Origin of the sequence: Pseudidiomarina tainanensis (genome assembly GCF_004214835.1) — a bacterium.
Classification (GTDB): Bacteria; Pseudomonadota; Gammaproteobacteria; order Enterobacterales; family Alteromonadaceae; genus Pseudidiomarina; species Pseudidiomarina tainanensis.
Map to the genome: position 1 here is coordinate 1,003,595 of NZ_PIQJ01000001.1, position 22,793 is coordinate 1,026,387.

Below are 22,793 nucleotides of genomic sequence, written 5' to 3' on the forward strand. Positions count from 1 at the left end.
AAATTCGGGCTTTTTTATTTGTAATGACAATGCGTATAGGTCAGCGAACAATTAGAGCTTGCTTTGCAAATGCTCCAATACTGCATCGATCGCCAGTTTTTCTTTGTCGCCACTACGACGCGACTTGTACTCAACGGCTTGTTCATCCAGATTACGCTCACCAATCACGATTTGATGGGGAATCCCAATCAATTCAAGATCAGCGAACATCACGCCAGGGCGCTCTTTGCGGTCATCGAATAAGACTTCGATACCAGCTGCCGTTAACTCGTTATAGAGCTTCTCAGCAACTTCTTGTACACGTGCTGACTTGTGCATATTCATTGGAACCAACGCAACCTGGAATGGCGCTAATGCGTTAGGCCAGATGATGCCGTATTGATCGTGGTTTTGCTCAATAGCAGCAGCTACGATGCGTGACACGCCGATACCATAACAACCCATGGTTAAGGTTTCGTGTTTACCCGTCTCCGTCAACACGCCGACTTTCATAGCTTCTGAATATTTCTTACCCAGCTGGAAGATATGGCCAACTTCAATACCTCGCTTAATTTGCAAGGTTCCTTGACCGCATGGGCTTGGATCACCGGCAACCACGTTACGCAAATCGAACGTTTCAGGCAGCGCAACGTCACGTTCCCAGTTGATGTTGAAGTAATGGTAGCCATCGTCGTTAGCGCCGGCTGCAAAATCTGCAAGTACGGCAACACTTCGGTCAATAATCAATGGCATTGGCAAATTAACTGGTCCTAATGAACCTGGGCCGGCGCCAATCGCTGCTCGAATTTCTTCATCGCTGGCAAACACTAATGGGCTGGCAACCAATGGATGTTTGGCTGCTTTAATTTCGTTCAATTCATGGTCACCGCGAATCATTAAGGCAACCAATTGACCTTCTTCAGCACCGTGAACGATCAGTGTTTTTACCGTTTTCTCAATCGGTAACTTAAATTGCTCGACCAGCGCTGCGATTGTTTTCGCATCTGGCGTTGCAACTTTTTCCATTGCTGCAGACGGCGCAGGGCGGTTGCCGGTAGGAGCGACGGCTTCTGCCATTTCGACGTTCGCGGCGTAATCAGAGCTATCTGAGAAGGCGATATCATCTTCACCTGAGCTCGCTAAAACATGGAACTCGTGCGATGAACTACCACCGATTGAACCGGTGTCAGCTATCACTGGACGATAATCTAGACCTAAACGCTCGAAAATACGGCAGTAGGCTGCATGCATCACGTCGTACGTTTGTTGCAAGCTCTCTTGGTCAAGATGGAATGAGTAAGCGTCTTTCATGATGAATTCGCGTGAACGCATGACACCGAACCGCGGACGAATTTCATCACGAAATTTGGTCTGAATTTGGAATAAATTCAGTGGCAGTTGCTTATAGCTACTAATTTCTTTGCGCGCTAATTCGCTTATCACTTCTTCGTGGGTTGGTCCCAATACAAAATCACGATGGTTCCGATCATGTAAGCGTAACAATTCTGGACCATAGTCATTCCAGCGACCAGACTCTTCCCATAAATCAGCGGGTTGAACCATTGGCATAAGAACTTCTAAAGCGCCGGCGCGTTCCATTTCTTCGCGAACCACTCGTTCAACTTTGCGGAGTACGCGCAAGCCGGTCGGTGTCCACGTATAGAGGCCAGCAGCAACTTTGCGAATCATACCGGCGCGCAGCATCAATTGATGACTGATGACTTCGGCATCGGCAGGGGTTTCTTTTAATGTTCCTAATAAATATTGGCTGGTACGCATGTGATCCTCAAATTCCAGCAAAATTCCAATGGTGTTATTGGGATGAAATTCTATCAGTAGCGGGCCTGTGTCAAAAGCCTTTACTGATACTTATTACGTGATTTTGTTGATTCTTCACCTGCCAACGGATATTTACGTCGTATAGGGTCATACCGTATTCGCGTTCAGCAGTATCATTTTGTTGATAGGCAGGGCGGGGATCTTGCGCAAGCACTTGTGAAATCAACGCCTGTAACTCTGGATATTGCTGATTTAGCTGTTGTAACTGTTGCTGTGCATCCGCACTAAACGTTGTTGCTAGAGATTGTTCAGGTGCTGACGGAGCAAATCCGCCAACGGCTTCAGGTATCGCATCGGCATAGGGTACATAGGGCTTAATATCAATCACTGGCGTGTGGTTCACCCAATCAGCGCTTTGTACTTCGATAATCGTTTGTTTGTCGCGATACGTGATGCCAATTACTTTCACCACCGACATTCCGAGATTATTGGGACGAAAAGTTGAACGGGTTGCAAAAACACCGCGCTTTTCATTGCCGCCGAGCCGCGGTGGGCGCACTAATGGCTTCCAACCTTGCGCAGTGGTCTGGTGAAATAGAAACAGTACCCAAATGTGTGAAAACTCGGTCAGCCCACGCACACAGTCAGGGTTCGCATAGTCACCGTGCAAAACAATCCGAGCAGTAGCTGCTGGCACCAACCCTGGTTGTCGTGGTACCGCAAATTTCTCGGTATAGGGCGACTCAATGAACCCTATGGGTTCAAGAACATGAGATTGGCTGTGCTGATGCTCGGACATGATTGGCGTTTCTGACTGAATTAAATTTGAGTTATTTCAGCATAATTTTGTGATTTTGACTAATTTATAATAATTAAATAAGACACTCATTTTGTGTAACCTCCTGATAATTATATTAAAAATAATTGGCATGATAATTGCTTTATAAACTTCGAGTGAAATTTTTACGTCACATAACGACGATGACAATATGAATCATTAGGGAGACAACAACAATGAACCGTCAACGCACCACTTGGAGTATTGCATTAGGAATGATTGCTGGTATTACCGTGATCAGTTTGCCATTTACCGCCAGCGCACAGCAGCATGAGAAGCACATGAATGCCGAGTATAGTGTGACCAGTGCCACTGAACTGAATTTTGATTCAGGCGTTGGCACCATCAAGTTTGAACGCAGTGAAGGCGATGTGATGGAAGTTTCAGTTCGTGCTTACAAAGACGATGATACGGTTTTTGACAAAGACGGTAACGTTGAGGACGCTGAATTAGTTGCAGAACAATCAGGCGATCAACTCACGTTACGGGTTCCAAATCAAGACGGCATTCAATTGGATTGGGTTATTAAAATGCCAAAGGTTAGCCGTGTAGAGACTGATTTAGGTGTGGGTGAAATTAGTGGCGATTTATGGACCACAAACATTCAAATTGATTTGGGTGTTGGTGAAGTTGATTTAGATATCTATGGCGATTATAAAACTATTAAAACCGATGTTGGCGTAGGTGATAGTTCAATTAAAGGTATGGGCAACATTGAGAATAATCGTTTTCTCATGACAGCGAATAGTCGTGCGACTTCGTCAGGTACTCACCGAGTGAACGTTGATGCCGGCGTAGGTGATATCAATATTCACGTGCATTAATCATTGATTAAGTTTGTTTAAAGAAAAAGCCCCGTTTGAACGGGGCTTTTTTTATATAATAAGTTTTTATTTAATTAGAAACTTTTCTAACGGCTGACCTGAATCAACAGCTGCCTTTAATGCTTTTGGCATACGGCCCTGTCCAGTCCAAGTCACGTGATTACCCTCAGCATCGGTAATTTCGTATTTAGGTGGCTTCGGTGCGCGCTTCTTTGGGGTTTTCGTTGTCGTTGCTACTTCGCCAACGAGTTCAGATAATTCAATGCCAGCTTCATCAATAAAGCGTTTTACTTCATCGATTTTGCGTTGTTTTTCAGCTTCAAGTTTTCTCAGCTCGGCTTCTTCTTCGCGGCGATCTTCGATAACTTTATTCAATTTTTCGCGTACTTCTTCTAATTCAGTGACAGATAAATCCTTTACTGCTGCCTTTAAACGTCGTCCATGGGTTAAGATTTTCAAAAACTCGCTCATATTTATTCCAAGTTATTAACAATGTGTGTAATTAATTTAATACAGAGTTTAATAAGACGACAATCTTAAAAATTTGTCTTAAATATCTTACACACAAAGTTAATTCATTTAAATAAATTACATATTCGGGTAGTTCGGACCACCGGTGCCTTCAGGCGTTACCCAAGTAATGTTTTGCGACGGATCTTTAATATCGCAAGTTTTACAGTGAATGCAGTTTTGCGCGTTTATTTTAAATACTGCTTCGCCATTTTCTTCAACGACTTCATAAACGCCAGCCGGACAATAACGTTGTGCCGGTTCAGCGTATTCTGGCAGATTAACTTTTAATGGAATCGAACTATCTTTTAATTGAAGGTGACAAGGTTGATCTTCTTCATGATTCGTATTTGAAAGAAATACTGAAGATAACCGATCAAAGGTCAATTTATTATCCGGTTTTGGATATTCAAGCGGCTGACATTCGCTGGCTTTACGCATTTGGCTATAGTCAGCGTGATCATCTTTAATCGTGAACGGTAATTTACCACCAAACCAGTTCTGATCGATGGTGTTATAAGCGCCGCCTAAAATCGTACCAAATTTGTGTACTGCGGGGCCAAAATTACGTGAACGATACAGCTCATCGTATAACCAAGACTTTTCAAAACGCTCAGCAAAATCAGGAAGCACTGCTGGTGCTTCGTCATGTTGCAGCGCCGCGAAAATGCTTTCCGCAGCCAACATACCCGATTTCATTGCCGTGTGGTTCCCTTTAATTTTGGCAAAGTTTAATGTACCCGCATTACAGCCAACTAAGACACCACCAGCAAAGGTCATTTTCGGTAGTGAATAGAAACCGCCTTTAGCAATGGCGCGTGCGCCATAAGTAACGCGTTTGCCACCTTGTAGTGTTTTAGCGATTTTTGGATGAGTTTTAAATTTCTGGAACTCACCGAACGGGTTCAGATATGGGTTGCTATAGTTTAAATCGACAATCAAACCAACATACACTTGGCCGTCTTCAGCGTGATATAGATAACCGCCGCCGCTCGCATCGTCAGTAAGTGGCCAGCCGGTGCTGTGTACTACGAGACCAGGCTGATGCTGTTCGGCTGGAATATCCCAAATTTCTTTGAAACCAATGGCGTAATGTTGCGGTGATTTACCTTCGGCAAGATTAAACTGTTGTTGCAAACGTTTGCCTAAATGGCCGCGGCAACCTTCAGCGAATACGGTATATTTCGCACGCAATTCCATGCCAGGCTCAAAGCCAGGTTTTTGTTCACCTTTATTATCAATCCCCATATCACCGGTAATAATGCCAGCGACGCGGCCGTCTTCAACGATAATATCGGCAGCCGGAAAGCCAGGGAAAATTTCGACGCCCAGTTGCTCAGCTTGCTCTGCGAGCCAACGACAGACATTGCCCATACTGGCGATGTAATTGCCTTTGTTATGGAATGTTTTGGGTACCATAAAGCCCGGTAACTTGGTTGCCGATTCCGCGCTTTTGAACAGCATAATGTCATCGCCAGTTACGGCTGTATTTAACGGCGCGCCACGCTCTTTCCAGTCTGGGATTAATTCGTTAAGTGCACGCGGTTCAAACACGGCGCCAGACAAGATATGCGCACCAACTTCTGAGCCTTTTTCGACCACGCAAATCATCAGTTCTTGGTTGTTCTCTTGCGCTTGTTGAGCGAGACGAATGGCACAACTTAAGCCCGCAGGGCCTGCACCAACGACGACGACATCAAATTCCATACTTTCGCGTTGCATAGTTTACTCCTGAAAAGGCGTGTCATTATTTGTGGGTTCGGGCTGTTCGAGCATACCTTTAACTTGTTCTGCAGGAACAGGGCGCGCGAGGAAGTAACCTTGCGCTAATAAACAATCACGCTGCAATAAAAAATCAATTTGTTGTTGTGTTTCTACACCCACGGCGCAAATGTGAATGCCGCGCTCATGGGCAAATTTTATCATGGTGTCGGCAATCAACGCCTGTACTTTATTGTGCGGTATGTCTGAGAGTAGCGCTTGACTGATTTTCAGCAAGTATGGCGGACATAACTGCATTGCTTTCATGGTAATAAAGTTGAGACCGGTACCATCGACGGTCAATTTAACGCCAATGGCCCGCAGTTTTGCTAATACACCGTCTTCTTGGCAGGCATGGCTACAATACAGCTCTTCGCGAATTTCGATGTATAAATTCTCTGGCGGGACATTGTAGCGACGCAAGTTGGTTCGCAGTAACTCAGGGAGTTCAGGCAAGGCCAGTTGTTTACCCGATAAATTGATATGAATGGTTAATTGTGAATAACCAGCCGCGAGCCATTCGCGATAATCGTTGAGAACGCGTTTCAACAAATTATCGGTTAAAGGAACAATTAAACCGGTGTCTTCAATTAACGATAAAAATTCTTCCGGTAAGGCGAGCTCACCGTCGTCTTGGCGCCAGCGCATAAGCGCTTCTAAGCCTGTGACATGCTTTGAGCGAAGGTCAAAAATAGGCTGGTAGTGCACTTCGACGCGGTGGGCTTCTACGGCTTTATGCAATTGCTCGAGCAAGAATTGACGCTTGGATAGCTCTGACTGATGCGCACGGTTGTAAATTGTGATGCCGTGGTAATCTGATTTCTTTGCCTGATTTAATGCAGCATCGGTGTGTCGTAAAAGATTATCTGCATCAAAGTCAGCATCGTTGGCAAACGCAATTCCTAACGAAGCCGAGGCATACACTTCATGGCTATTGATATAAAACTCAGGTTTCACAATACGCACTAATTGATCAGCGATTTCAGTGGCTTGTTGGTCTGTGGTAACGCCTTCTTTGACGACTAAAAACTCATCGCCACCAATTCTGGCAATAAAGTCAAAGGTGATTGGGCAGCGTTGAATACGGTGCGCGAGGCGACGCAATAGTTCATCGCCAATTTTGTGACCCAGAGCGTTATTGATTTCTTTAAAATGATCAACGTTAAGTTGAATGGCGACCAACTGACCTTGGCGAATGGCAAGTTCAGGTAAGCGTTCTTGTAAATAGCGGAGCAGGGCGTTGCGGTTGGGGACTTCCGTTAACGCATCATGTTCTGATAAATAGGCGAGTTGTTTCTCAATTTCGTCACGCTTTTGTAACTGTCGATTTAACTCTTCGTTATTTAATTTAAGTCTGTCGTAACGTTGCTGCTGAAGCTTAATACGTGACACGAGTACCATAAAAAAGCCGGTCATAAACATACCTAGCAACGGTACAATATATGAATTCACAACATGCATTTCGGAGAATTTTAAAGGCGTTGGCCAAACCATAAATTGCCACTGTTGATCAGCAACGCGAATTGTAAATTCAGTATTCCATTCGTTTTTTAATTCACTGTTACCAGCAAACGTATAAATGGTTTCATTATTCTGTTTTACCTCAACTTGATAGCCTTCAATAATGTGATGATGAATGGTGCTTTTTAACAGTTCTTGCGCATCAATCACCATCGCCACGTAATAATGTTGGTCGACATTCATTATTGGCAAGAATAACGCTAAGTCATGGGGCTTAAGTGAGAGGTTCAGTGCAGGCATCAACACTGTCGTGTTGTTGGACTGTTGTAATTCGAGTCGTTGCTCAGGGTTTCCTTGATAGCTTTCAATGATAATTTCTTCGGAACCATTTAAGAGTTCTTGATCAACAAAGTTGAGTTGTTGATCGAGCACTGTAATATGCTGCACTGATTGATAGAACGAATTCACTGCGCGGCGCAGTTGTGGCAGTAATTGTGCTGGCTCGTTGTCGCTTACTTTTAATAATTCGCCGGCAATTTCACCGGCATAAAGCAAGCGAATTAAGCTACCGCGCACATTCCCTTCTAAACTTTGCGCATCGGCGCGCATACGTTCAGCAATGCGCTTGTGGTCATACTGTTCAAGCAGCAGTGCTGCCGCAATGGTAAGTACAAGTCCAACTGCGGCAGTGATGATCAACGAGCGCCATTGCTTCATGCCAGTATTCCTATTGGTTCAGTTCGGCGCGATTGCGGAACTGCTCGAGCGCTTCAGGATTCGCTAAAGCATCAGTGTTTTTAACGGTTTCACCATGGACGACTTGGCGCACGGCTAACTCAACGATTTTTCCGCTAATGGTACGCGGTATGTCGGTGACTTGTGCGATAATGGCGGGCACGTGTCTTGGCGTTGCGTTGCTTCGAATGATTTTACGAATGTCTTGTTCCAATTGCTCGTCGAGTGTAACGCCGTCGCGCAAGCGCACGAACAAAACAACGCGTTCATCATCTTGCCAACGTTGACCGATGGCGATACTTTCGAGCACGCTATCAATCTTTTCAACTTGGCGATAAATTTCTGCAGTACCGATGCGGACGCCACCTGGATTCAATACAGCATCTGAACGACCGTAAATGATCACGCCATCGTGCTCGGTAATTTCAGCATAGTCGCCATGTGCCCAAGTGTTTTCAAAGCGCGCGAAGTAGGCATTGAAGTAGCGTTGACCGTCGTCATCATTCCAAAAACCGATTGGCATGCAAGGGAAGCTATTACGACAAACTAGTTCGCCTTTTTCTTGAGTGATGGCCTCGCCGTTGTCGTTGCATACCTGGACGTCTAAGCCGAGCCCTTTGCACTGCAATTCACCGCGGTATACCGGTAAAATCGGATTACCTAATGCGAAGCATGAGACGATATCAGTGCCGCCGGAAATTGACGATAAACATAAGTTGGCTTTGATATCGCGATACACATAATCAAAGCTTTCAGGCGCAAGTACAGAACCGGTCGTCAAAATAGCCCGTAAGGAGTCAAGACGGTGGGTGGTGCGCGGTGTGCATTCGGCTTTCTCAAGCGCAGATAAATATTTCGCACTGGTACCGAACACGCTAATTTTTTCTTGTTCGGCGATATCCCATAGCACAGTAGGGGCTGGATAGAATGGTGAGCCGTCGAATAATACCAGCGTGGCACCTTGTGCGAGACCTGAGACCAGCCAGTTCCACATCATCCAACCACAGGTGGTGAAATAGAAAAACACGTCATCGCGATCAATATCGGTATGCAGTGCATGTTCTTTAAGATGCTGCAACAACGTACCACCAACACCGTGCACGATACATTTTGGTACACCGGTGGTGCCTGAACTAAACATGATATACAACGGCGCATTAAATGGCATTTTGACGAACTCAAGCGTGGTTGCTGAGCGGTCTAAATAATCATTCCATGCCACCGATGTTGCATCGTAACGATGTTCAAGACCGGCAAAATCGACAATGATAGTGGTTTCTAGAGTCTTTAATTCGGTGCGAATGGCGTTAACTTTTTCACTAATATCAAGTTGTTTACCGTTGTAAAAGTAGCCATCGACCGTGATAAATAGCTTCGGCTCAATTTGACCAAAGCGATCAACAACCCCTTGTACGCCAAAATCAGGCGAGCAGCTTGACCAAATGGCACCCAAGCTGGTGGTTGCCAGCATCGCAATAATGGTTTCAATGCAGTTTGGCATCATCGCTGCTACGCGGTCACCTGCAACTACACCTTGCTGTTTAAATGCTGCTGCTAAAGCAGCGACTTCATGGCGTAATTCGGCATACGTGAGTTGTTGTCGAGCACCGTTTTCACCACGAAAAATCAGTGCGATGTGATCATCTTGATAGCGCAATAGGTTTTCGGCGAAGTTCAGTTGAGCATCTGGAAACCATTGTGCCCCTGGGAGTTTGTCACCATCAACTAAAGTGCGTTCGCCAGCCTCGCCGAGCACATCAAAATAATCCCAAATACTGCGCCAAAATGTTTCGTGATGCTGAACAGACCAGTCGTGTAGCTGCGCATAGGAATTTAGCTCAAGGTTTTGCGCGCGACTGATATGTTGCATGAAATCATTCATGCGAGTGGCTGCAATTTGGCTTGAATCAGGTTGCCACATTATTTTCGTTGTCATTTTGTGTTCCTGTTGAGCAAGTTTATGAAGCGTTGCGCTTGGCCAGCTCGGCAAGCGCGACATTTGAGCGCGGCCCGTGGTTTAAGTGCTGACAGATTGTCGCGCCAGCTTGCACTAATTGGTTCAAATCAATACCGGTATCAATACCCATCCCATGCAGCATATAAACTACATCTTCAGTGGCGACGTTGCCGCTTGCACCTTTTGCGTACGGGCAACCACCAAGCCCAGCGACCGCGCTGTCGATGGTTGCAACGCCCATTGGTAAACAACTCGCAATATTCGCTAGGGCTTGGCCATAGGTATTATGAAAATGCAGGGCTAATTGTTGCATCGGTACTTTCTCGGCAACGCTCGCAAGCATACGCTGCGCATGTAACGGTGTACCGACCCCGATGGTATCGCCTAACGATACTTCGTAACAGCCCATCTGCCACAGTTGTTCCGCAACATAAGCTACATCACTGAGTGCGACCTCGCCCTGATACGGGCAACCCAGTACGCAACTCACATAGCCACGAACTTTCATGTTGTGCGCTTTTGCTGCCTCGATAACAGGAGCAAACCGTTTGAGGCTTTCGGCAATACTGCAGTTGATATTTTTCTGGCTGAACGCTTCTGAAGCCGCACCGAAAATTGCAACCTCATCGGCACTTGCTGCGATAGCTGCCTCAAAGCCTTTCAAATTAGGCGTCAACGCAGCATAAGTGCGACCATCGAGGCGTTCAATACCATCAAAAACAGCCGTACTATCGGCCATTTGCGGCACCCATTTGGGGCTTACGAAGGCGCCTGTTTCAATATAAGACAGCCCTGCATGAGCCAGTGCATTAACAAGTTCTATTTTTGCCTCAACGGGCACGGCTTGCTCGTTTTGCAAGCCATCGCGCGGGCCAACTTCAACAATTTTCACTTGTTGTGGCAAGCTCATAAAGCGTCCTTATTCATCTTTCAAACTAATTAATTCAGCACCGTCACTGACTAAATCGCCAGCTTGATAGAATACTTGCGCAATTTCGCCATCCCGTGGTGCGCGAATCGTGTATTCCATCTTCATTGCTTCCATAATCACAAGTGCTTGATCTGCAGTTACATTATCGCCAGCTTTCACCATAACTTGAACAACCGTGCCGTTCATTGGTGCAGTTAGGCTACCCGCAGCGGTTTCCTGCTCAAGCGTATCGGTCACGTTGTGACGATTGAAGCGTAAACTTGCGTGTTCGGTCATCACGACAATATCGTGTTCTGCACGCAAAATATGCGCTTGGAAGCGATGTCCGTTTTTACTGAAGAACCATTGGTCGTTGATGCGTTCAACTTGCCAAGCATCATCACTGTCAACTTGGAACCATGATTGGTCACGTTCAATCAGCTGAATTTCATGTAAGTTATCACCGAACTGTAAACTCAAGGCGAATTGACGCGGTTGATTTAGGCGAAAACTATGTTGGGTAAACCACGGGTTTTCATTGTCTGTAGCCTTTTCATCAAAACGTTCAGCCAAGGTCGCCATAATGGCATAGTCGTTGACCAAATGGCTGGTGTCTGGGAACAAGTCTTGTTCATATTTCTCGATAAAGCGCGTGGTTAATTCGGCTTGGCCAAATTTCTTATGGCTGGTAATTCGGCGTAAGAAATCGATGTTGGTGCGCACACCAGCTACGCGATAATCGTTCAATGCTTGAATGAGACGACGTAGCGCGATGGTTCGATTCTCACCCCAGACGATGAGTTTTGCGATCATTGGATCATAGTACGAACTCACTTCATCGCCAGCAACGACACCGCTGTCAATACGCACGTAATCATTGCTCTGCGGCGGTTGCAATACGTGTAACGTGCCAGTACTTGGTAAAAATTCGTGATCTGGGTCTTCAGCGTAGATTCGCGCTTCAAACGAGTGGCCGTTGACTTCAATTTGATCTTGCGCCAGTGGCAGGGGAGCGCCGCTGGCAACCATTAATTGCCAGGCTACCAGATCTTGACCGGTTACCATTTCGGTTACTGGGTGTTCAACCTGCAAGCGTGTATTCATTTCCATGAAATAGAACTTGTTGTCGGTATCAAGCAAGAATTCAACGGTACCCGCACCCACATAATCAATTGCTTGCGCGGCACGAACAGCTGCTTCACCCATGGCTTGGCGGGTGCTTGAACTCATGGACGGTGCCGGCGCCTCTTCAATAACCTTTTGATGGCGACGTTGTACCGAGCAATCACGTTCAGCAAGATAAACGGCATTACCGTGTTCGTCACAGAATACTTGGATTTCAACATGACGTGGATTACCGATAAACTTTTCCACGAGCATTTTGTCATTACCAAACGCCGCTTGCGCCTCGCGTTTCGCTGAGCTTAATGCTTCGTCAAATTGTTTAGCATTTTCAACCACGCGCATCCCTTTACCGCCGCCACCATAGGCTGCTTTGAGAAGCACGGGGAAGCCAATTTTTTCAGCTTCAGCGCGCAATACCTCTGCGCTTTGGTCACTGCCATGATAGCCAGGCACCAAAGGCACGCCGGCTTCGCTCATGATGGCCTTGGCCGCGCTTTTTGAACCCATTGCTGCAATGGCACTGGTTGGCGGGCCAACGAAAATAATATTGTTGCTGGCACAAGCATCGGCGAAATCTTCGTTCTCAGACAAAAATCCATAGCCTGGATGGATAGCATCAGCACCAGTTTGCTTGGCTGCGGCAATAATTTTGTCGATAACCAAATAGCTTTCAGCACTTGGTGCCGCGCCGATATGAATACTTTCATCGGCAAGTTGGACGTGCTGCGCACGACGATCGGCATCGGAATAAACAGCTACGGTACGGATACCAAGCTGTCGAGCCGTTTTAATAATGCGGCAAGCGATTTCGCCGCGGTTAGCAATTAGCAATTTTTGCAACATTGCTGTTCCTTAATTATTGAGTGTTTTTCCAGTTCGGTGTGCGCTTTTCTAAAAATGCGCTCAGACCTTCTTGGCCTTCAGCCGATACCCGAATTGCTGCGATTCGTTCAATAGTCACGCGCCGTGTTCCTGCGTTCAACGGTTGTTGGTCGATATCGAGTGCTAGTTGTTTAGCTGCGGTAACCGCGGCAGGACTGTTGCCAACCAACGTATCAAGTAGCGGGCGCACTGCAGTTTGCAGGTCATCGACAACGTCGTGAACTAAACCAATTTGTTGCGCGATTCCCGCGCCAAAGCGTTCGGCCGTCACCATATAACGGCGCGCTTGGCGAGTACCCATGGCGCGCATGACATATGGACTAATCACTGCTGGGATAAGACCAATTTTCACTTCGCTCAAACAGAAGCTACTCGCTGGCGTCGCCAACGCGATATCACAGCAAGCGGCTAAACCAACTGCGCCGCCAAATGCTGCACCTTGTACGAGCGCAATGGTTGGCTTTGGTAGTTCATCGAGCTCTTGCATTAGGCGCGAAAGCTCGCCGGCGTCGGCCATGTTCTCATCATAATCTTTCGCTGCCATTGAACGCATCCAGCCTAAGTCCGCGCCGGCCGAAAAATTCTTTCCGTTGGATTGCAGAACCAGAGCTCGAACGTGGTCGTTACCACGAACTGCGCCGAGCGCAGCTAATAGCTCCGCGATCATGCGATCATCAAAAGCGTTGTGCACTTCAGGACGATTTAACGTCAGGTACGCGACATGACCAGTTATGCTGAGATCAATTGCTTGATATGCCATCTATCGCTCCTTTACATGCGGAATACGCCGAACTTGGTGTCGGCAATTGGTGCATTGTTGGCAGCAGCTAAGCTCAATCCCAAAACAGTGCGCGTTTGCGCCGGATCGATGATACCGTCGTCCCACAATCGTGCTGAAGCGTAGTAGGGGTGTCCTTGCTTTTCATAGGTATCGATAATTGGCTGTTTTAGCTTTTGCTCGTCTTCTGCGCTCATGCTTTCGCCTTTGCGTGCCAAGTTGTCTTTGGTCACTTGGGCCATCACGCCAGCGGCTTGCTCACCACCCATCACGGAAATTCGCGCGTTTGGCCACATAAACATCAGAGTCGGGTCATAAGCGCGACCACACATGCCGTAGTTACCGGCACCGTAACTGCCGCCAATTAATACGGTGAATTTAGGTACTTGTGCGCAACTTACTGCGGTTACCATTTTGGCACCGTGTTTTGCGATACCTTCAGCTTCGTACTTTTTACCCACCATGAAGCCGGTAATATTTTGCAGGAACACTAATGGAATTTTGCGTTGGGCACAGAGCTCAATAAAGTGCGCGCCTTTTTGTGCCGACTCAGAGAACAAAATACCGTTGTTGGCGACAATCCCAACTGGATAGCCATGAATACGGGCAAAACCAGTGACCAAGGTATTCCCATAATTCTGTTTAAATTCGTCAAAATCAGAGTCGTCGACAATACGAGCAATGACTTCACGCACATCGTAAGGCTTGCGCAGATCGGTACCGACAATGCCATAGAGTTCTTTAGCATCGAAACGGGGTTCTTTTACTGCGCTTGGCTGTACTGGCTTGGCGCCTTGATAATTCAGCCGTGCAACTGAACGTCGAGCCAACGCTAAAGCGTGCTCATCGTTCATCGCAAAGTGGTCCGCAACACCCGAAACGCGAGTGTGAACATCGGCACCACCTAGCTCTTCGGCGCTTACTTCTTCACCAGTTGCTGCTTTGACGAGCGGAGGCCCGGCAAGGAAGATGGTTCCTTGTTCTTTAACAATGATACTTTCATCCGCCATAGCCGGAACATACGCGCCACCTGCAGTACACAGGCCCATCACCACGGCGATTTGGGGAATTCCTTTGGCGGACATGTTGGCCTGATTAAAGAAAATACGACCGAAGTGGTCCCGATCTGGAAATACTTCGTCTTGGCGTGGCAAGTTCGCACCGCCCGAGTCAACGAGATAAATACAGGGCAGGTGGCAACGCTCTGCAATTTCCTGCGCGCGTAAATGCTTTTTCACCGTCAGTGGATAATAAGTCCCGCCTTTGACGGTGGCGTCGTTGGCGACGATCATGCATTGCACACCCTCAACACGACCGATACCCGCAACCACACCGGCTGCAGGTACGTAATCTTCGTAACAATCCCAAGCGGCAAATTGACCAATTTCTAGAAATGGTGAACCGCTGTCGAGGAGCTTTTCGATACGTTGGCGTGCGAGTAATTTACCGCGAGAAAGATGGCGTTCCTGGTATTTCGGGCCGCCACCTTGTTTAATTTGTTCAGCTTTGGCGAATAAATCATTCACCACTTCTTGCATGGCTTGTTGATTCGCCAAAAACGTTTCGTCTTTTGGGTTCACTGTGCTGGTTAATACCGTCACGATAGCGACTCCTAATAATTAGTTGCGCAGAATTAAGCTGATTCGCTGAAAAGTTCGCGGCCGATCAACATACGACGAATTTCAGAGGTACCCGCACCAATTTCGTACAGTTTGGCGTCACGCAGGAGGCGTCCTGTTGGATACTCATTAATGTAACCGTTCCCACCCAATAATTGAATGGCATCAAGCGCTAATTGTGTGGCTAATTCTGCGGCATATAAAATTGCACCTGCGGCGTCTTTGCGCGTGGTTTCACCGCGATCGCATGACTGCGCTACCGCATATACGTAGGCGCGAGCCGCGTTGGTACGGGTATACATGTCAGCAACTTTGCCTTGTACAAGTTGGAATTCGCCGATGGCTTTACCGAATTGTTTGCGATCGTGAACGTATGGAATCACCACATCCAAACATGCCTGCATAATGCCACACGGACCAGCTGCGAGTACGGCGCGTTCGTAGTCGAGACCACTCATGAGTACTTCAACGCCGCCATCTAAGGTACCCAATACGTTTTCCACTGGCACTTTGCAGTTTTCGAAGACGAGCTCACAGGTGTTGGAGCCGCGCATGCCGAGCTTATCGAGCTTTTGCGCTGTACTGAAACCAGCAAAATCTTTCTCAATGATAAATGCTGTGATACCGCGAGAGTTTTTCTCTGGCGAAGTTTTCGCATACACCACCAACACGTCAGCGTCAGGTCCATTGGTGATCCACATTTTATTGCCGTTCAGCACGTAATGGTCACCCTGCAGCTCGGCACGCAGTTTCATGCTGACCACGTCCGAACCCGCATTTGGCTCACTCATTGCCAATGCGCCAACATGTTCACCACTGCATAATTTTGGTAAATACTTTTCTTTTTGCGCTTGGTTACCATTGCGAGCAATTTGGTTCACGCATAAGTTGGAATGGGCGCCGTAACTTAGACCAACAGATGCTGATGCGCGACTAATTTCTTCCATGGCAACCACGTGCTCGAGGTAACCCAAACCAGAACCACCAAACTCTTCAGGCACGGTCATGCCAAGCAAGCCAAGATCGCCCATTTTGCGCCACAAATCAGCAGGGAATTCGTTCTTTTCGTCAATTTCTGCAGCGCGCGGTGCAATTTCATCACGCGCAAAAGCATTCACAGTTTCGCGGATCATCTCGGCGGTTTCACCCAGACCAAAGTTAAACGTGGTGTACTGACTAATCATATTTACTCCTGATTTGTTACTGCAGAATTCGCTGTGCTCTGATTTGCTTCAATATCAGCAAGCTCATCACGACAACGGTCTTCTAAGTTGGTGAGTTCCACTAAGAGAACCTTAATATCTTCAAGTTGTTGCTTGAGTGACATTTTCTTGTCATCAATCAACGCTAATACGGTATGCAACTGGCGCGCGCTGCTATTTTCCATGTCATACAAATCAAACAAATTTTTGGTTTCTGCCAATGAGAATCCAAGCCGTTTACCACGCAAAATCAGTTTCAGCCGCACCCGGTCTTTATTGGTATAAAGTCGTGTTTGTCCTTGTCGCTGTGGCGACAGTAGCCCTTGGTCCTCGTAAAAGCGGATGCTACGAGTGGTGATGTCGAATTCGCGGGCGAGTTCGCCGATGCTGTAAATGGTTGTTGCGTTCATTTTTGCTTGCTTGTCATGGTTGAGGGCGTTAAGCTTAAAACAAGTTGACGTTAACGTAAAGGTAAGAAAGGCCGAAAACGATATTAGCTACTAGATATTAGATATTAGAACTGATGTATCGAGCTTTTGTGTTTCATCTAATATCCAATATCTAGTAGCTAATATCGAAGTTGATCTTCATGGGAGTTTTTATGTCTGATGCAGTAGTCATTGTTGCCGCCAAACGCACCCCAATGGGTGGTTTTCAAGGCAGTTTAACCGACGTGAGCGCGCCTAATTTAGGTGCTATCGCCATTAAAGCCGCGCTTGCCGAGAGTGGTTTGCAAGGTAGCGATGTGCAAGAAGTGATTATGGGTAATGTGTTGCCAGCCGGATTGGGACAAGCGCCGGCGCGTCAGGCAACATTATATGCCGGGTTACCGCGTAGTGCTGGTGCGACGACCATCAACAAGGTGTGTGGTTCTGGTTTGAAAGCGGTGATGTTTGCGCATGACTTGATTCACGTGGGTTCTGCAGACGTTGTTGTGGCTGGTGGTATGGAGAGTATGTCGAATGCGCCATATTTGCTGAAGAAAGCGCGTGCTGGCTTCCGGATGGGGCACGATGCGATTTATGACCATATGATGCTGGACGGTCTTGAAGACGCGTACGAAGGCAAAGCGATGGGTTGTTATGCACAGAGCACGGCAGATGAATATGGTCTTGGTCGTGAAGCGATGGATAACTTTGCGTTAGCTTCGTTGAACCGCGCTCAAACCGCGATTAAAGATGGTTTGTTTAAAGATGAAATTACGCCAGTGACCTACAGCACTCGTAAGGGTGATGTGACCGTTGAAATCGATGAGCAACCGGGTAAAGCAATGCCAGAGAAAATTCCTGGTTTGCGCCCAGCGTTTGCGAAAGATGGCACCATTACTGCCGCCAACTCAAGCTCGATTTCAGATGGCGCAGCCGCGTTAGTGTTGATGCGCGAAAGCGACGCCAAAGCACGTGGTTTAAAACCTTTGGCGCGGGTGGTTGGTCATGCAACACATTCACAAGCTCCAGCTGAATTCACCGTTGCTCCAATTGGTGCCATGAACAAGTTACTCGACAAAGTGCAATGGAACAAAGATGACGTTGATTTGTGGGAAATCAACGAAGCGTTTGCGATGGTGACGATGCTGGCCATGCAACAGATGGATATCGACCATGACAAAGTTAACGTTCATGGTGGTGCTTGTGCACTTGGTCATCCAATTGGTGCCAGCGGTGCACGTTTGCTTGTCACCTTGTTGCACGCATTGAAACAACGTGGCAAGAAGCGCGGCGTCACCTCACTGTGCATTGGTGGCGGCGAAGCGGTTGCTGTTGCTGTTGAAATGATCTAAGTCGGCTTTCGTGATGCGAGCCATACTGAGCTAATTAAGATCACACCGCCGGCGGCAAGCCGTGGCCAGTCCACGGCTTGACCCCAAAAGGCATAGTTGATTAGAAGTCCTGCGGGAATCAGCATATTGTTCATGGTGGCGAGCTGTGCGACGTTAACGCGTTTCGCACCAAGGTTCCAAGCAAGGTAACCAAGCCCAGAGGCTCCAAGACCAAGCCAGAGTAAAATACCCCATTCTAATGGGCTGGTCGGAACTTTCGAGAAGTCGGCAAAGAGTGCCATCGCAATGCCTGAAGCGGCGGTAGCACCAATAAAAAATAACGCAAACGCATGCACTTGGTTACGGGTATCACCGAGCTCAAGTCGCTTATAGAACACTTGTCCCGCAGCAAAACAAATATTGGCTGCTTGGATGAGTAAAAAGCCGATCACAAAAGAGTCGCTGAGGGTTTCAAACCGTATTACGGCGGCTCCAATAACAGCGACGAGAGCTGCCATCCACCAGCGCGCTGGTAAGTGGCGGCGTTGAAAGATAACGTCGTCAATTAGCGTCACGTAAAGCGGGGTGAAAATGGTAAATAGCAGTACCTCGGGTACCGACAAATAAAGAAAGGCGTGATAGAGAAACAGATACATGACGCCGATTTGAATGGCACCAATGATTGCGAGTTGCCATTGTTGTTTAAATGCCAGGCGAGCAGGACGCCATAGCGGCAAAAATAGGGCTAAGGCAAGAACCATGCGGATAAATACGGCGATATAACCGTCGACGTGGCCGGCAAGAAACTCTCCGATGAGCGAAAAGCTTGCAGCCCAAAGTGCGGTTACTGCCCATAAAATCCACATAGCGTTCTCCTGGTTTATTGAATGCTCTTGGTCGCAGAGCTTTCGCGATAGTGTTGAGGGGAAATCCCCATCGTTTTTTTGAACAGACGCGAAAAATAATACGGGTCATCAAAGCCAAGTTGTTGGCTGATTTGGCGAATTGAGTCGGTTGATGCGTCGAGCAACTGACAGGCTATTTTAACTCGAATTTGATTAAAGTAACGCATCGGGCTGGTGCCAGTGAATTGTTTAAACTTTTTGCTGAAATGAAAGCGCGATAGACCAGCAAAATCAGCAAAATCGTCTAGGCTTAAGTCGCGATGCGAGTTGTCGTACATGAATCGCTCTAGGGCGGGTAAGTCAAAGCCTTGCGGCGCTTGCATGGTTGCCGTTAAGCGCGGTAATTCAGCAATAATGCGCTGTAACAAGCTTGCGGCAACGACAGCTGCCGCAAATTGATGACGTTGTGTTTGCAGGTTTAGCAAGTCGGTAACCACCGGAATCAACTGACGCCAACGGGCGAGAGTTAACACTGGCTGCTGTTGTGACAACTCAAGAAATTCGAGACAGGCACTAGCGGCAGAACCTTGAAAATGCGCCCAATAAATACTCCATGGATGATCTGAATGCGCGGCATAAGCGTGAGCTTCGCCAGCAGGTAATAGCAATAATTGTCCAGCACTCAGTATGCCGCTGACGCTCTCAGTGCGATACCAACCGCTACCACGATGACAGAATATGAGTAAGTAATCGGTATGTTGTTGGCGTTCAACTTGGTGTCCTTGAGCATCGACATAATGCCCGTATGCAAGCGGATATAAATGTTTTGTCAATGGATGACGGGACAATTGTCTGGTCAATTGTAGTGGCAAAACTACCCGTGAGCTTCCGGGCGGAAGTGGCCACGATGATGGTTGACTCATGGAAGGCTCCGAGATCGCAATTTTGTCCATTATAGGGGCAAAATAGTCGATGTTAAAGGGCCTCGAAAACAACGACAATGGATAAATGCAAAAACGATAACAGCTATTGGATATTGGATATTAGCACTGATGTTTCGGGCATTTGTGTTTTTACTAATATCTAATATCCAATAGCTGATATCGCAGTTGAAGAATTCAATAAAGAGGTAATACAGATGAGCAAGAAAGTTCCTTTATTTATCGACGGCGAATTCGTCCAGTCGAATACCAGCAACTGGATTGACGTGACCAACCCGGCCACGCAGGAAGTGATTGCGCAAGCACCTTGTGCAACTCAAGACGAGATGAAAAAAGCGGTTGAGAGCGCCAAGAAAGCGTTTTTGACGTGGAAAGAAGTACCAGTTTCTGAGCGTGCACGCGTGATGATGCGTTACCAAGCATTGCTCAAAGAGCATCACGATGAAATTGCTGAAATTCTTGCGAGTGAAACCGGTAAAACCTTTGATGATGCGAAAGGCGATGTTTGGCGTGGTATCGAAGTCGTCGAACATGCGGCGAACATTCCATCGTTGTTGATGGGTGAAACCGTTGAAAACGTTGCGCGTGGTATTGATAGCTACAGCTACACCCAACCATTGGGTGTGTGTGCAGGGATTACCCCATTTAACTTCCCAGCCATGATTCCATTGTGGATGTTCCCACTGGCCATTGCTTGCGGTAACACTTTTATTTTGAAGCCATCAGAGCAAGATCCGTTAACGCCAACCCGTTTGGTTGAATTATTTGAGCAAGCTGGCGCGCCAAAAGGCGTATTGCAAGTGATTCACGGTGGTAAAGAGCAGGTTGATTTCTTATTAGACGAGCCTGCAGTTCGAGCGATTTCTTTTGTTGGATCCGTGGCCGTTGGTCAGTATATCTATCGTCGTGGTACCGAGAACATGAAGCGCGTACAAGCGTTTGCTGGTGCCAAAAACCACTGCGTGATTATGCCTGATGCAAACAAGTCACAGGTTATTAGCAACTTGGTTGGAGCCTCTGTTGGTGCAGCAGGTCAGCGTTGTATGGCGATTTCTGTCGCAGTATTTGTGGGCGCAGCACGTGAGTGGATTCCTGAAGTTGCCGCTGAACTTGCAAAAGTGAAGCCGGGCGGCTGGAACGATAAAGACGCGGCGTACGGTCCGTTGATTAGCCCACAAGCGAAACAGCGTGTTGAGAACTTTATTACACAAGGTCAAAAAGAAGGTGCTGAGTTGTTGGTTGATGGCCGCAACTGCCAAGTTGAAGGCTTCCCGAATGGCAACTGGGTTGGCCCGACCATGTTTAGCAAAGTAACCACCGATATGGAAATCTACAAAAATGAGATTTTCGGTCCGGTACTTTGTGCCACTGAAGTTGAAACACTCGACGACGCTTTGGCGATGGTAAACGCTAACCCATACGGTAACGGAACGTCGATCTTTACGGCGAGTGGTGCGGCTGCGCGTAAATATCAACATAACGTCGAAGTTGGCCAAGTGGGTATCAACATTCCAATTCCGGTGCCATTACCATTCTTCTCATTCACCGGTTGGAAAGGTTCGTTCTTTGGCGACTTGCATGCTTACGGTAAGCAAGCTGTGCGTTTCTACAGCGAAACTAAAACCATCACTGCCCGTTGGTTCGAAAGCGATATCGCTGACGCCAATGGTCCGAATATGACGATTCATTTGAAGTAATAGGACGTTGTCATGAACTTTAATTTAACTGACGACCAACAAGCTTTTGTCGATACGGCAAAAGCTTTTGCTGAAAAAGAGCTGGCGCCTTTTGCGGCGCAGTGGGATGAAGAATCACACTTCCCGATTGAGGTGTTCCGTAAAGCTGGCGAAATGGGCTTCATGGGTATGTACACCCCGGAAGACGCCGGCGGTTTTGGTATGAGCCGTTTGGATGCGGCGTTGATTTTCGAACAGTTATCCATGGGTTGTACGGCAACCACCGCGATGATGACCATTCACAATATGGTCACTTGGATGATTGGCTCATTTGCCAAACCTGACGTGATTGAACAGTGGGTTCCGGAGTTGGTTACTGGTGAAAAGTTAGGTTCGTATTGCTTAACTGAGCCAGGTGCTGGTTCTGACGCCGCAAGCTTGCGTACAACCGCCAAAAAAGATGGCGATGAATATGTATTGAACGGCTCAAAAATGTTCATCTCAGGTGCAGGTAGCACCGATGTGCTAGTGGTTATGGCACGCACCGGTGAAGCGGGTCCAAAAGGCATCTCTGCATTTGTGGTACCAGCTGATGCTGCCGGTATTAGTTACGGTAAAAAAGAGGCGAAAATGGGTTGGAACGCACAACCGACTCGCCTCGTCACGTTTGAAGATGTGCGCATTCCAGCGGGCAATTTGTTGGGTGAAGAAGGTGAAGGTTTCAAGTTTGCCATGATGGGCTTAGACGGCGGCCGTATTAACATCGCTGTTTGCTCTGTGGGCACTGCCCAGGCGGCCTTGGATACAGCGCGTAACTATATGCATGAACGCACGCAATTCGGCAAGGAGCTAGGTCATTTCCAAGCGTTACAATTTAAATTAGCCGATATGGCCACCGAATTGGTTGCTGCGCGTCAAATGGTGCGTTTGGCGGCATTTAAAGTGGACAGTAATGATTCTGACAAAACCACATACTGCGCAATGGCGAAGCGATTCGCGACCGATGTTGGCTTCCAAGTTTGTAACGAAGCACTGCAAATTCATGGCGGTTATGGCTATATCAAAGAATATCCGTTGGAGCGCCATGTGCGCGACGTGCGGGTGCATCAAATTCTTGAGGGTACTAACGAGATTATGCGCGTGATTATTGCCCGTCGCTTACTCGCCGATATGGACCGAGCCATCCTTTAAGGGTGGCTTTTCTGTTTTAAA

18 protein-coding genes are annotated in these 22,793 nt (G+C 47.4%); 4 read left to right on the forward strand and 14 right to left on the reverse strand.

Going from position 1 to position 22,793, the window contains the following annotated elements:
- Nucleotides 1-51: 51 nt before the first annotated feature.
- Together CWI82_RS04965 and tsaA are read right to left on the reverse strand one after the other, a co-directional pair.
- Nucleotides 52-1,758, reverse strand: coding sequence for a proline--tRNA ligase (locus tag CWI82_RS04965; RefSeq protein WP_130202839.1), 1,707 nt, complete (start codon nt 1,756-1,758; stop codon nt 52-54).
- Between the two features lie 70 nt (nt 1,759-1,828).
- On the reverse strand, nt 1,829-2,557 hold the full coding sequence (gene tsaA / locus CWI82_RS04970) for a tRNA (N6-threonylcarbamoyladenosine(37)-N6)-methyltransferase TrmO (RefSeq protein WP_130202840.1): 729 nt from the start codon (nt 2,555-2,557) through the stop codon (nt 1,829-1,831).
- A gap of 215 nt (nt 2,558-2,772) precedes the next feature.
- Here tsaA and CWI82_RS04975 point away from each other — a divergent pair, with 215 nt between their 5' ends.
- Nucleotides 2,773-3,420, forward strand: a complete 648-nt coding sequence (locus tag CWI82_RS04975) for a hypothetical protein (protein WP_092855351.1) — start codon at nt 2,773-2,775, stop codon at nt 3,418-3,420.
- A gap of 66 nt (nt 3,421-3,486) precedes the next feature.
- Here the strand turns inward: CWI82_RS04975 and CWI82_RS04980 are convergent, their stop codons facing one another.
- From CWI82_RS04980 to CWI82_RS05025, 10 genes are all read right to left on the reverse strand, one after another.
- The gene (locus tag CWI82_RS04980) at nt 3,487-3,891 is read right to left on the reverse strand and encodes an H-NS family histone-like protein (RefSeq protein ID WP_092855349.1); all 405 of its coding nucleotides are present in this window, start codon (nt 3,889-3,891) and stop codon (nt 3,487-3,489) included.
- 117 nt (nt 3,892-4,008) lie between these two features.
- On the reverse strand, nt 4,009-5,652 hold the full coding sequence (locus tag CWI82_RS04985; RefSeq protein WP_092855347.1) for an electron transfer flavoprotein-ubiquinone oxidoreductase: 1,644 nt from the start codon (nt 5,650-5,652) through the stop codon (nt 4,009-4,011).
- A 3-nt stretch (nt 5,653-5,655) separates the two neighbouring features.
- Complete coding sequence (locus CWI82_RS04990) at nt 5,656-7,869, reverse strand: bifunctional diguanylate cyclase/phosphodiesterase (protein WP_130202841.1); 2,214 nt, start codon at nt 7,867-7,869, stop codon at nt 5,656-5,658.
- Between the two features lie 10 nt (nt 7,870-7,879).
- On the reverse strand, nt 7,880-9,823 hold the full coding sequence (locus CWI82_RS04995) for an acetoacetate--CoA ligase (RefSeq protein WP_130202842.1): 1,944 nt from the start codon (nt 9,821-9,823) through the stop codon (nt 7,880-7,882).
- A gap of 22 nt (nt 9,824-9,845) precedes the next feature.
- Nucleotides 9,846-10,754: a hydroxymethylglutaryl-CoA lyase gene (locus CWI82_RS05000; RefSeq protein ID WP_130202843.1), complete on the reverse strand. Its 909-nt coding sequence runs from the start codon at nt 10,752-10,754 to the stop codon at nt 9,846-9,848.
- 9 nt (nt 10,755-10,763) lie between these two features.
- The gene (locus tag CWI82_RS05005; RefSeq protein ID WP_130202844.1) at nt 10,764-12,722 is read right to left on the reverse strand and encodes an acetyl/propionyl/methylcrotonyl-CoA carboxylase subunit alpha; all 1,959 of its coding nucleotides are present in this window, start codon (nt 12,720-12,722) and stop codon (nt 10,764-10,766) included.
- 13 nt (nt 12,723-12,735) lie between these two features.
- Nucleotides 12,736-13,521 (reverse strand): enoyl-CoA hydratase-related protein, encoded by a 786-nt coding sequence (locus CWI82_RS05010; protein WP_130202845.1) that lies wholly within the window; start codon nt 13,519-13,521, stop codon nt 12,736-12,738.
- An 11-nt stretch (nt 13,522-13,532) separates the two neighbouring features.
- A complete protein-coding gene (locus CWI82_RS05015) occupies nt 13,533-15,140 on the reverse strand; it encodes a carboxyl transferase domain-containing protein (RefSeq protein ID WP_092855335.1) in 1,608 nt (535 codons plus the stop codon).
- Nucleotides 15,141-15,172: 32 nt separating this feature from the next.
- Nucleotides 15,173-16,342, reverse strand: coding sequence for an isovaleryl-CoA dehydrogenase (locus CWI82_RS05020; RefSeq protein WP_130202846.1), 1,170 nt, complete (start codon nt 16,340-16,342; stop codon nt 15,173-15,175).
- A 2-nt stretch (nt 16,343-16,344) separates the two neighbouring features.
- Nucleotides 16,345-16,770, reverse strand: coding sequence for a MerR family transcriptional regulator (locus CWI82_RS05025; protein ID WP_092855331.1), 426 nt, complete (start codon nt 16,768-16,770; stop codon nt 16,345-16,347).
- 191 nt (nt 16,771-16,961) lie between these two features.
- Between CWI82_RS05025 and CWI82_RS05030 the strand changes: the two genes are divergently transcribed.
- Nucleotides 16,962-18,140, forward strand: coding sequence for an acetyl-CoA C-acyltransferase (locus CWI82_RS05030; protein WP_177203780.1), 1,179 nt, complete (start codon nt 16,962-16,964; stop codon nt 18,138-18,140).
- On the opposite strand, the gene CWI82_RS05035 is transcribed toward CWI82_RS05030, so the two are convergent.
- Entirely contained in the window at nt 18,137-18,985 is an 849-nt protein-coding gene (locus tag CWI82_RS05035; protein WP_130202847.1) for an EamA family transporter, read from the reverse strand. The genes CWI82_RS05030 and CWI82_RS05035 overlap by 4 nt on opposite strands.
- Nucleotides 18,986-18,999: 14 nt before the next feature.
- Entirely contained in the window at nt 19,000-19,887 is an 888-nt protein-coding gene (locus CWI82_RS05040; RefSeq protein ID WP_092855326.1) for a helix-turn-helix transcriptional regulator, read from the reverse strand.
- A 215-nt stretch (nt 19,888-20,102) separates the two neighbouring features.
- On the opposite strand from CWI82_RS05040, the gene CWI82_RS05045 reads away from it, so the two are divergent.
- Nucleotides 20,103-21,602 (forward strand): CoA-acylating methylmalonate-semialdehyde dehydrogenase, encoded by a 1,500-nt coding sequence (locus tag CWI82_RS05045; protein WP_092855324.1) that lies wholly within the window; start codon nt 20,103-20,105, stop codon nt 21,600-21,602.
- Nucleotides 21,603-21,614: 12 nt separating this feature from the next.
- Complete coding sequence (locus CWI82_RS05050) at nt 21,615-22,772, forward strand: acyl-CoA dehydrogenase family protein (RefSeq protein WP_092855322.1); 1,158 nt, start codon at nt 21,615-21,617, stop codon at nt 22,770-22,772.
- The last annotated feature ends 21 nt before the right edge of the window (nt 22,773-22,793 follow it).

Excerpts from the sequence above, each read along its gene's own strand:
- CWI82_RS05010 (WP_130202845.1), bottom strand. The coding sequence starts at position 13,521 with ATGGCATATCAAGCAATTGATCTCAGCATAACTGGTCATGTCGCGTAC.
- tsaA (WP_130202840.1), bottom strand. The coding sequence starts at position 2,557 with ATGTCCGAGCATCAGCACAGCCAATCTCATGTTCTTGAACCCATAGGG.
- CWI82_RS05050 (WP_092855322.1), top strand. The coding sequence starts at position 21,615 with ATGAACTTTAATTTAACTGACGACCAACAAGCTTTTGTCGATACGGCA.
- CWI82_RS05040 (WP_092855326.1), bottom strand. The coding sequence starts at position 19,887 with ATGAGTCAACCATCATCGTGGCCACTTCCGCCCGGAAGCTCACGGGTA.
- CWI82_RS04985 (WP_092855347.1), bottom strand. The coding sequence starts at position 5,652 with ATGCAACGCGAAAGTATGGAATTTGATGTCGTCGTCGTTGGTGCAGGC.
- CWI82_RS05020 (WP_130202846.1), bottom strand. The coding sequence starts at position 16,342 with ATGATTAGTCAGTACACCACGTTTAACTTTGGTCTGGGTGAAACCGCC.
- CWI82_RS05000 (WP_130202843.1), bottom strand. The coding sequence starts at position 10,754 with ATGAGCTTGCCACAACAAGTGAAAATTGTTGAAGTTGGCCCGCGCGAT.
- CWI82_RS04990 (WP_130202841.1), bottom strand. The coding sequence starts at position 7,869 with ATGAAGCAATGGCGCTCGTTGATCATCACTGCCGCAGTTGGACTTGTA.
- CWI82_RS05045 (WP_092855324.1), top strand. The coding sequence starts at position 20,103 with ATGAGCAAGAAAGTTCCTTTATTTATCGACGGCGAATTCGTCCAGTCG.
- CWI82_RS05035 (WP_130202847.1), bottom strand. The coding sequence starts at position 18,985 with ATGTGGATTTTATGGGCAGTAACCGCACTTTGGGCTGCAAGCTTTTCG.
- CWI82_RS04965 (WP_130202839.1), bottom strand. The coding sequence starts at position 1,758 with ATGCGTACCAGCCAATATTTATTAGGAACATTAAAAGAAACCCCTGCC.
- CWI82_RS04975 (WP_092855351.1), top strand. The coding sequence starts at position 2,773 with ATGAACCGTCAACGCACCACTTGGAGTATTGCATTAGGAATGATTGCT.
- CWI82_RS05030 (WP_177203780.1), top strand. The coding sequence starts at position 16,962 with ATGTCTGATGCAGTAGTCATTGTTGCCGCCAAACGCACCCCAATGGGT.
- CWI82_RS04980 (WP_092855349.1), bottom strand. The coding sequence starts at position 3,891 with ATGAGCGAGTTTTTGAAAATCTTAACCCATGGACGACGTTTAAAGGCA.
- CWI82_RS04995 (WP_130202842.1), bottom strand. The coding sequence starts at position 9,823 with ATGACAACGAAAATAATGTGGCAACCTGATTCAAGCCAAATTGCAGCC.
- CWI82_RS05025 (WP_092855331.1), bottom strand. The coding sequence starts at position 16,770 with ATGAACGCAACAACCATTTACAGCATCGGCGAACTCGCCCGCGAATTC.
- CWI82_RS05005 (WP_130202844.1), bottom strand. The coding sequence starts at position 12,722 with ATGTTGCAAAAATTGCTAATTGCTAACCGCGGCGAAATCGCTTGCCGC.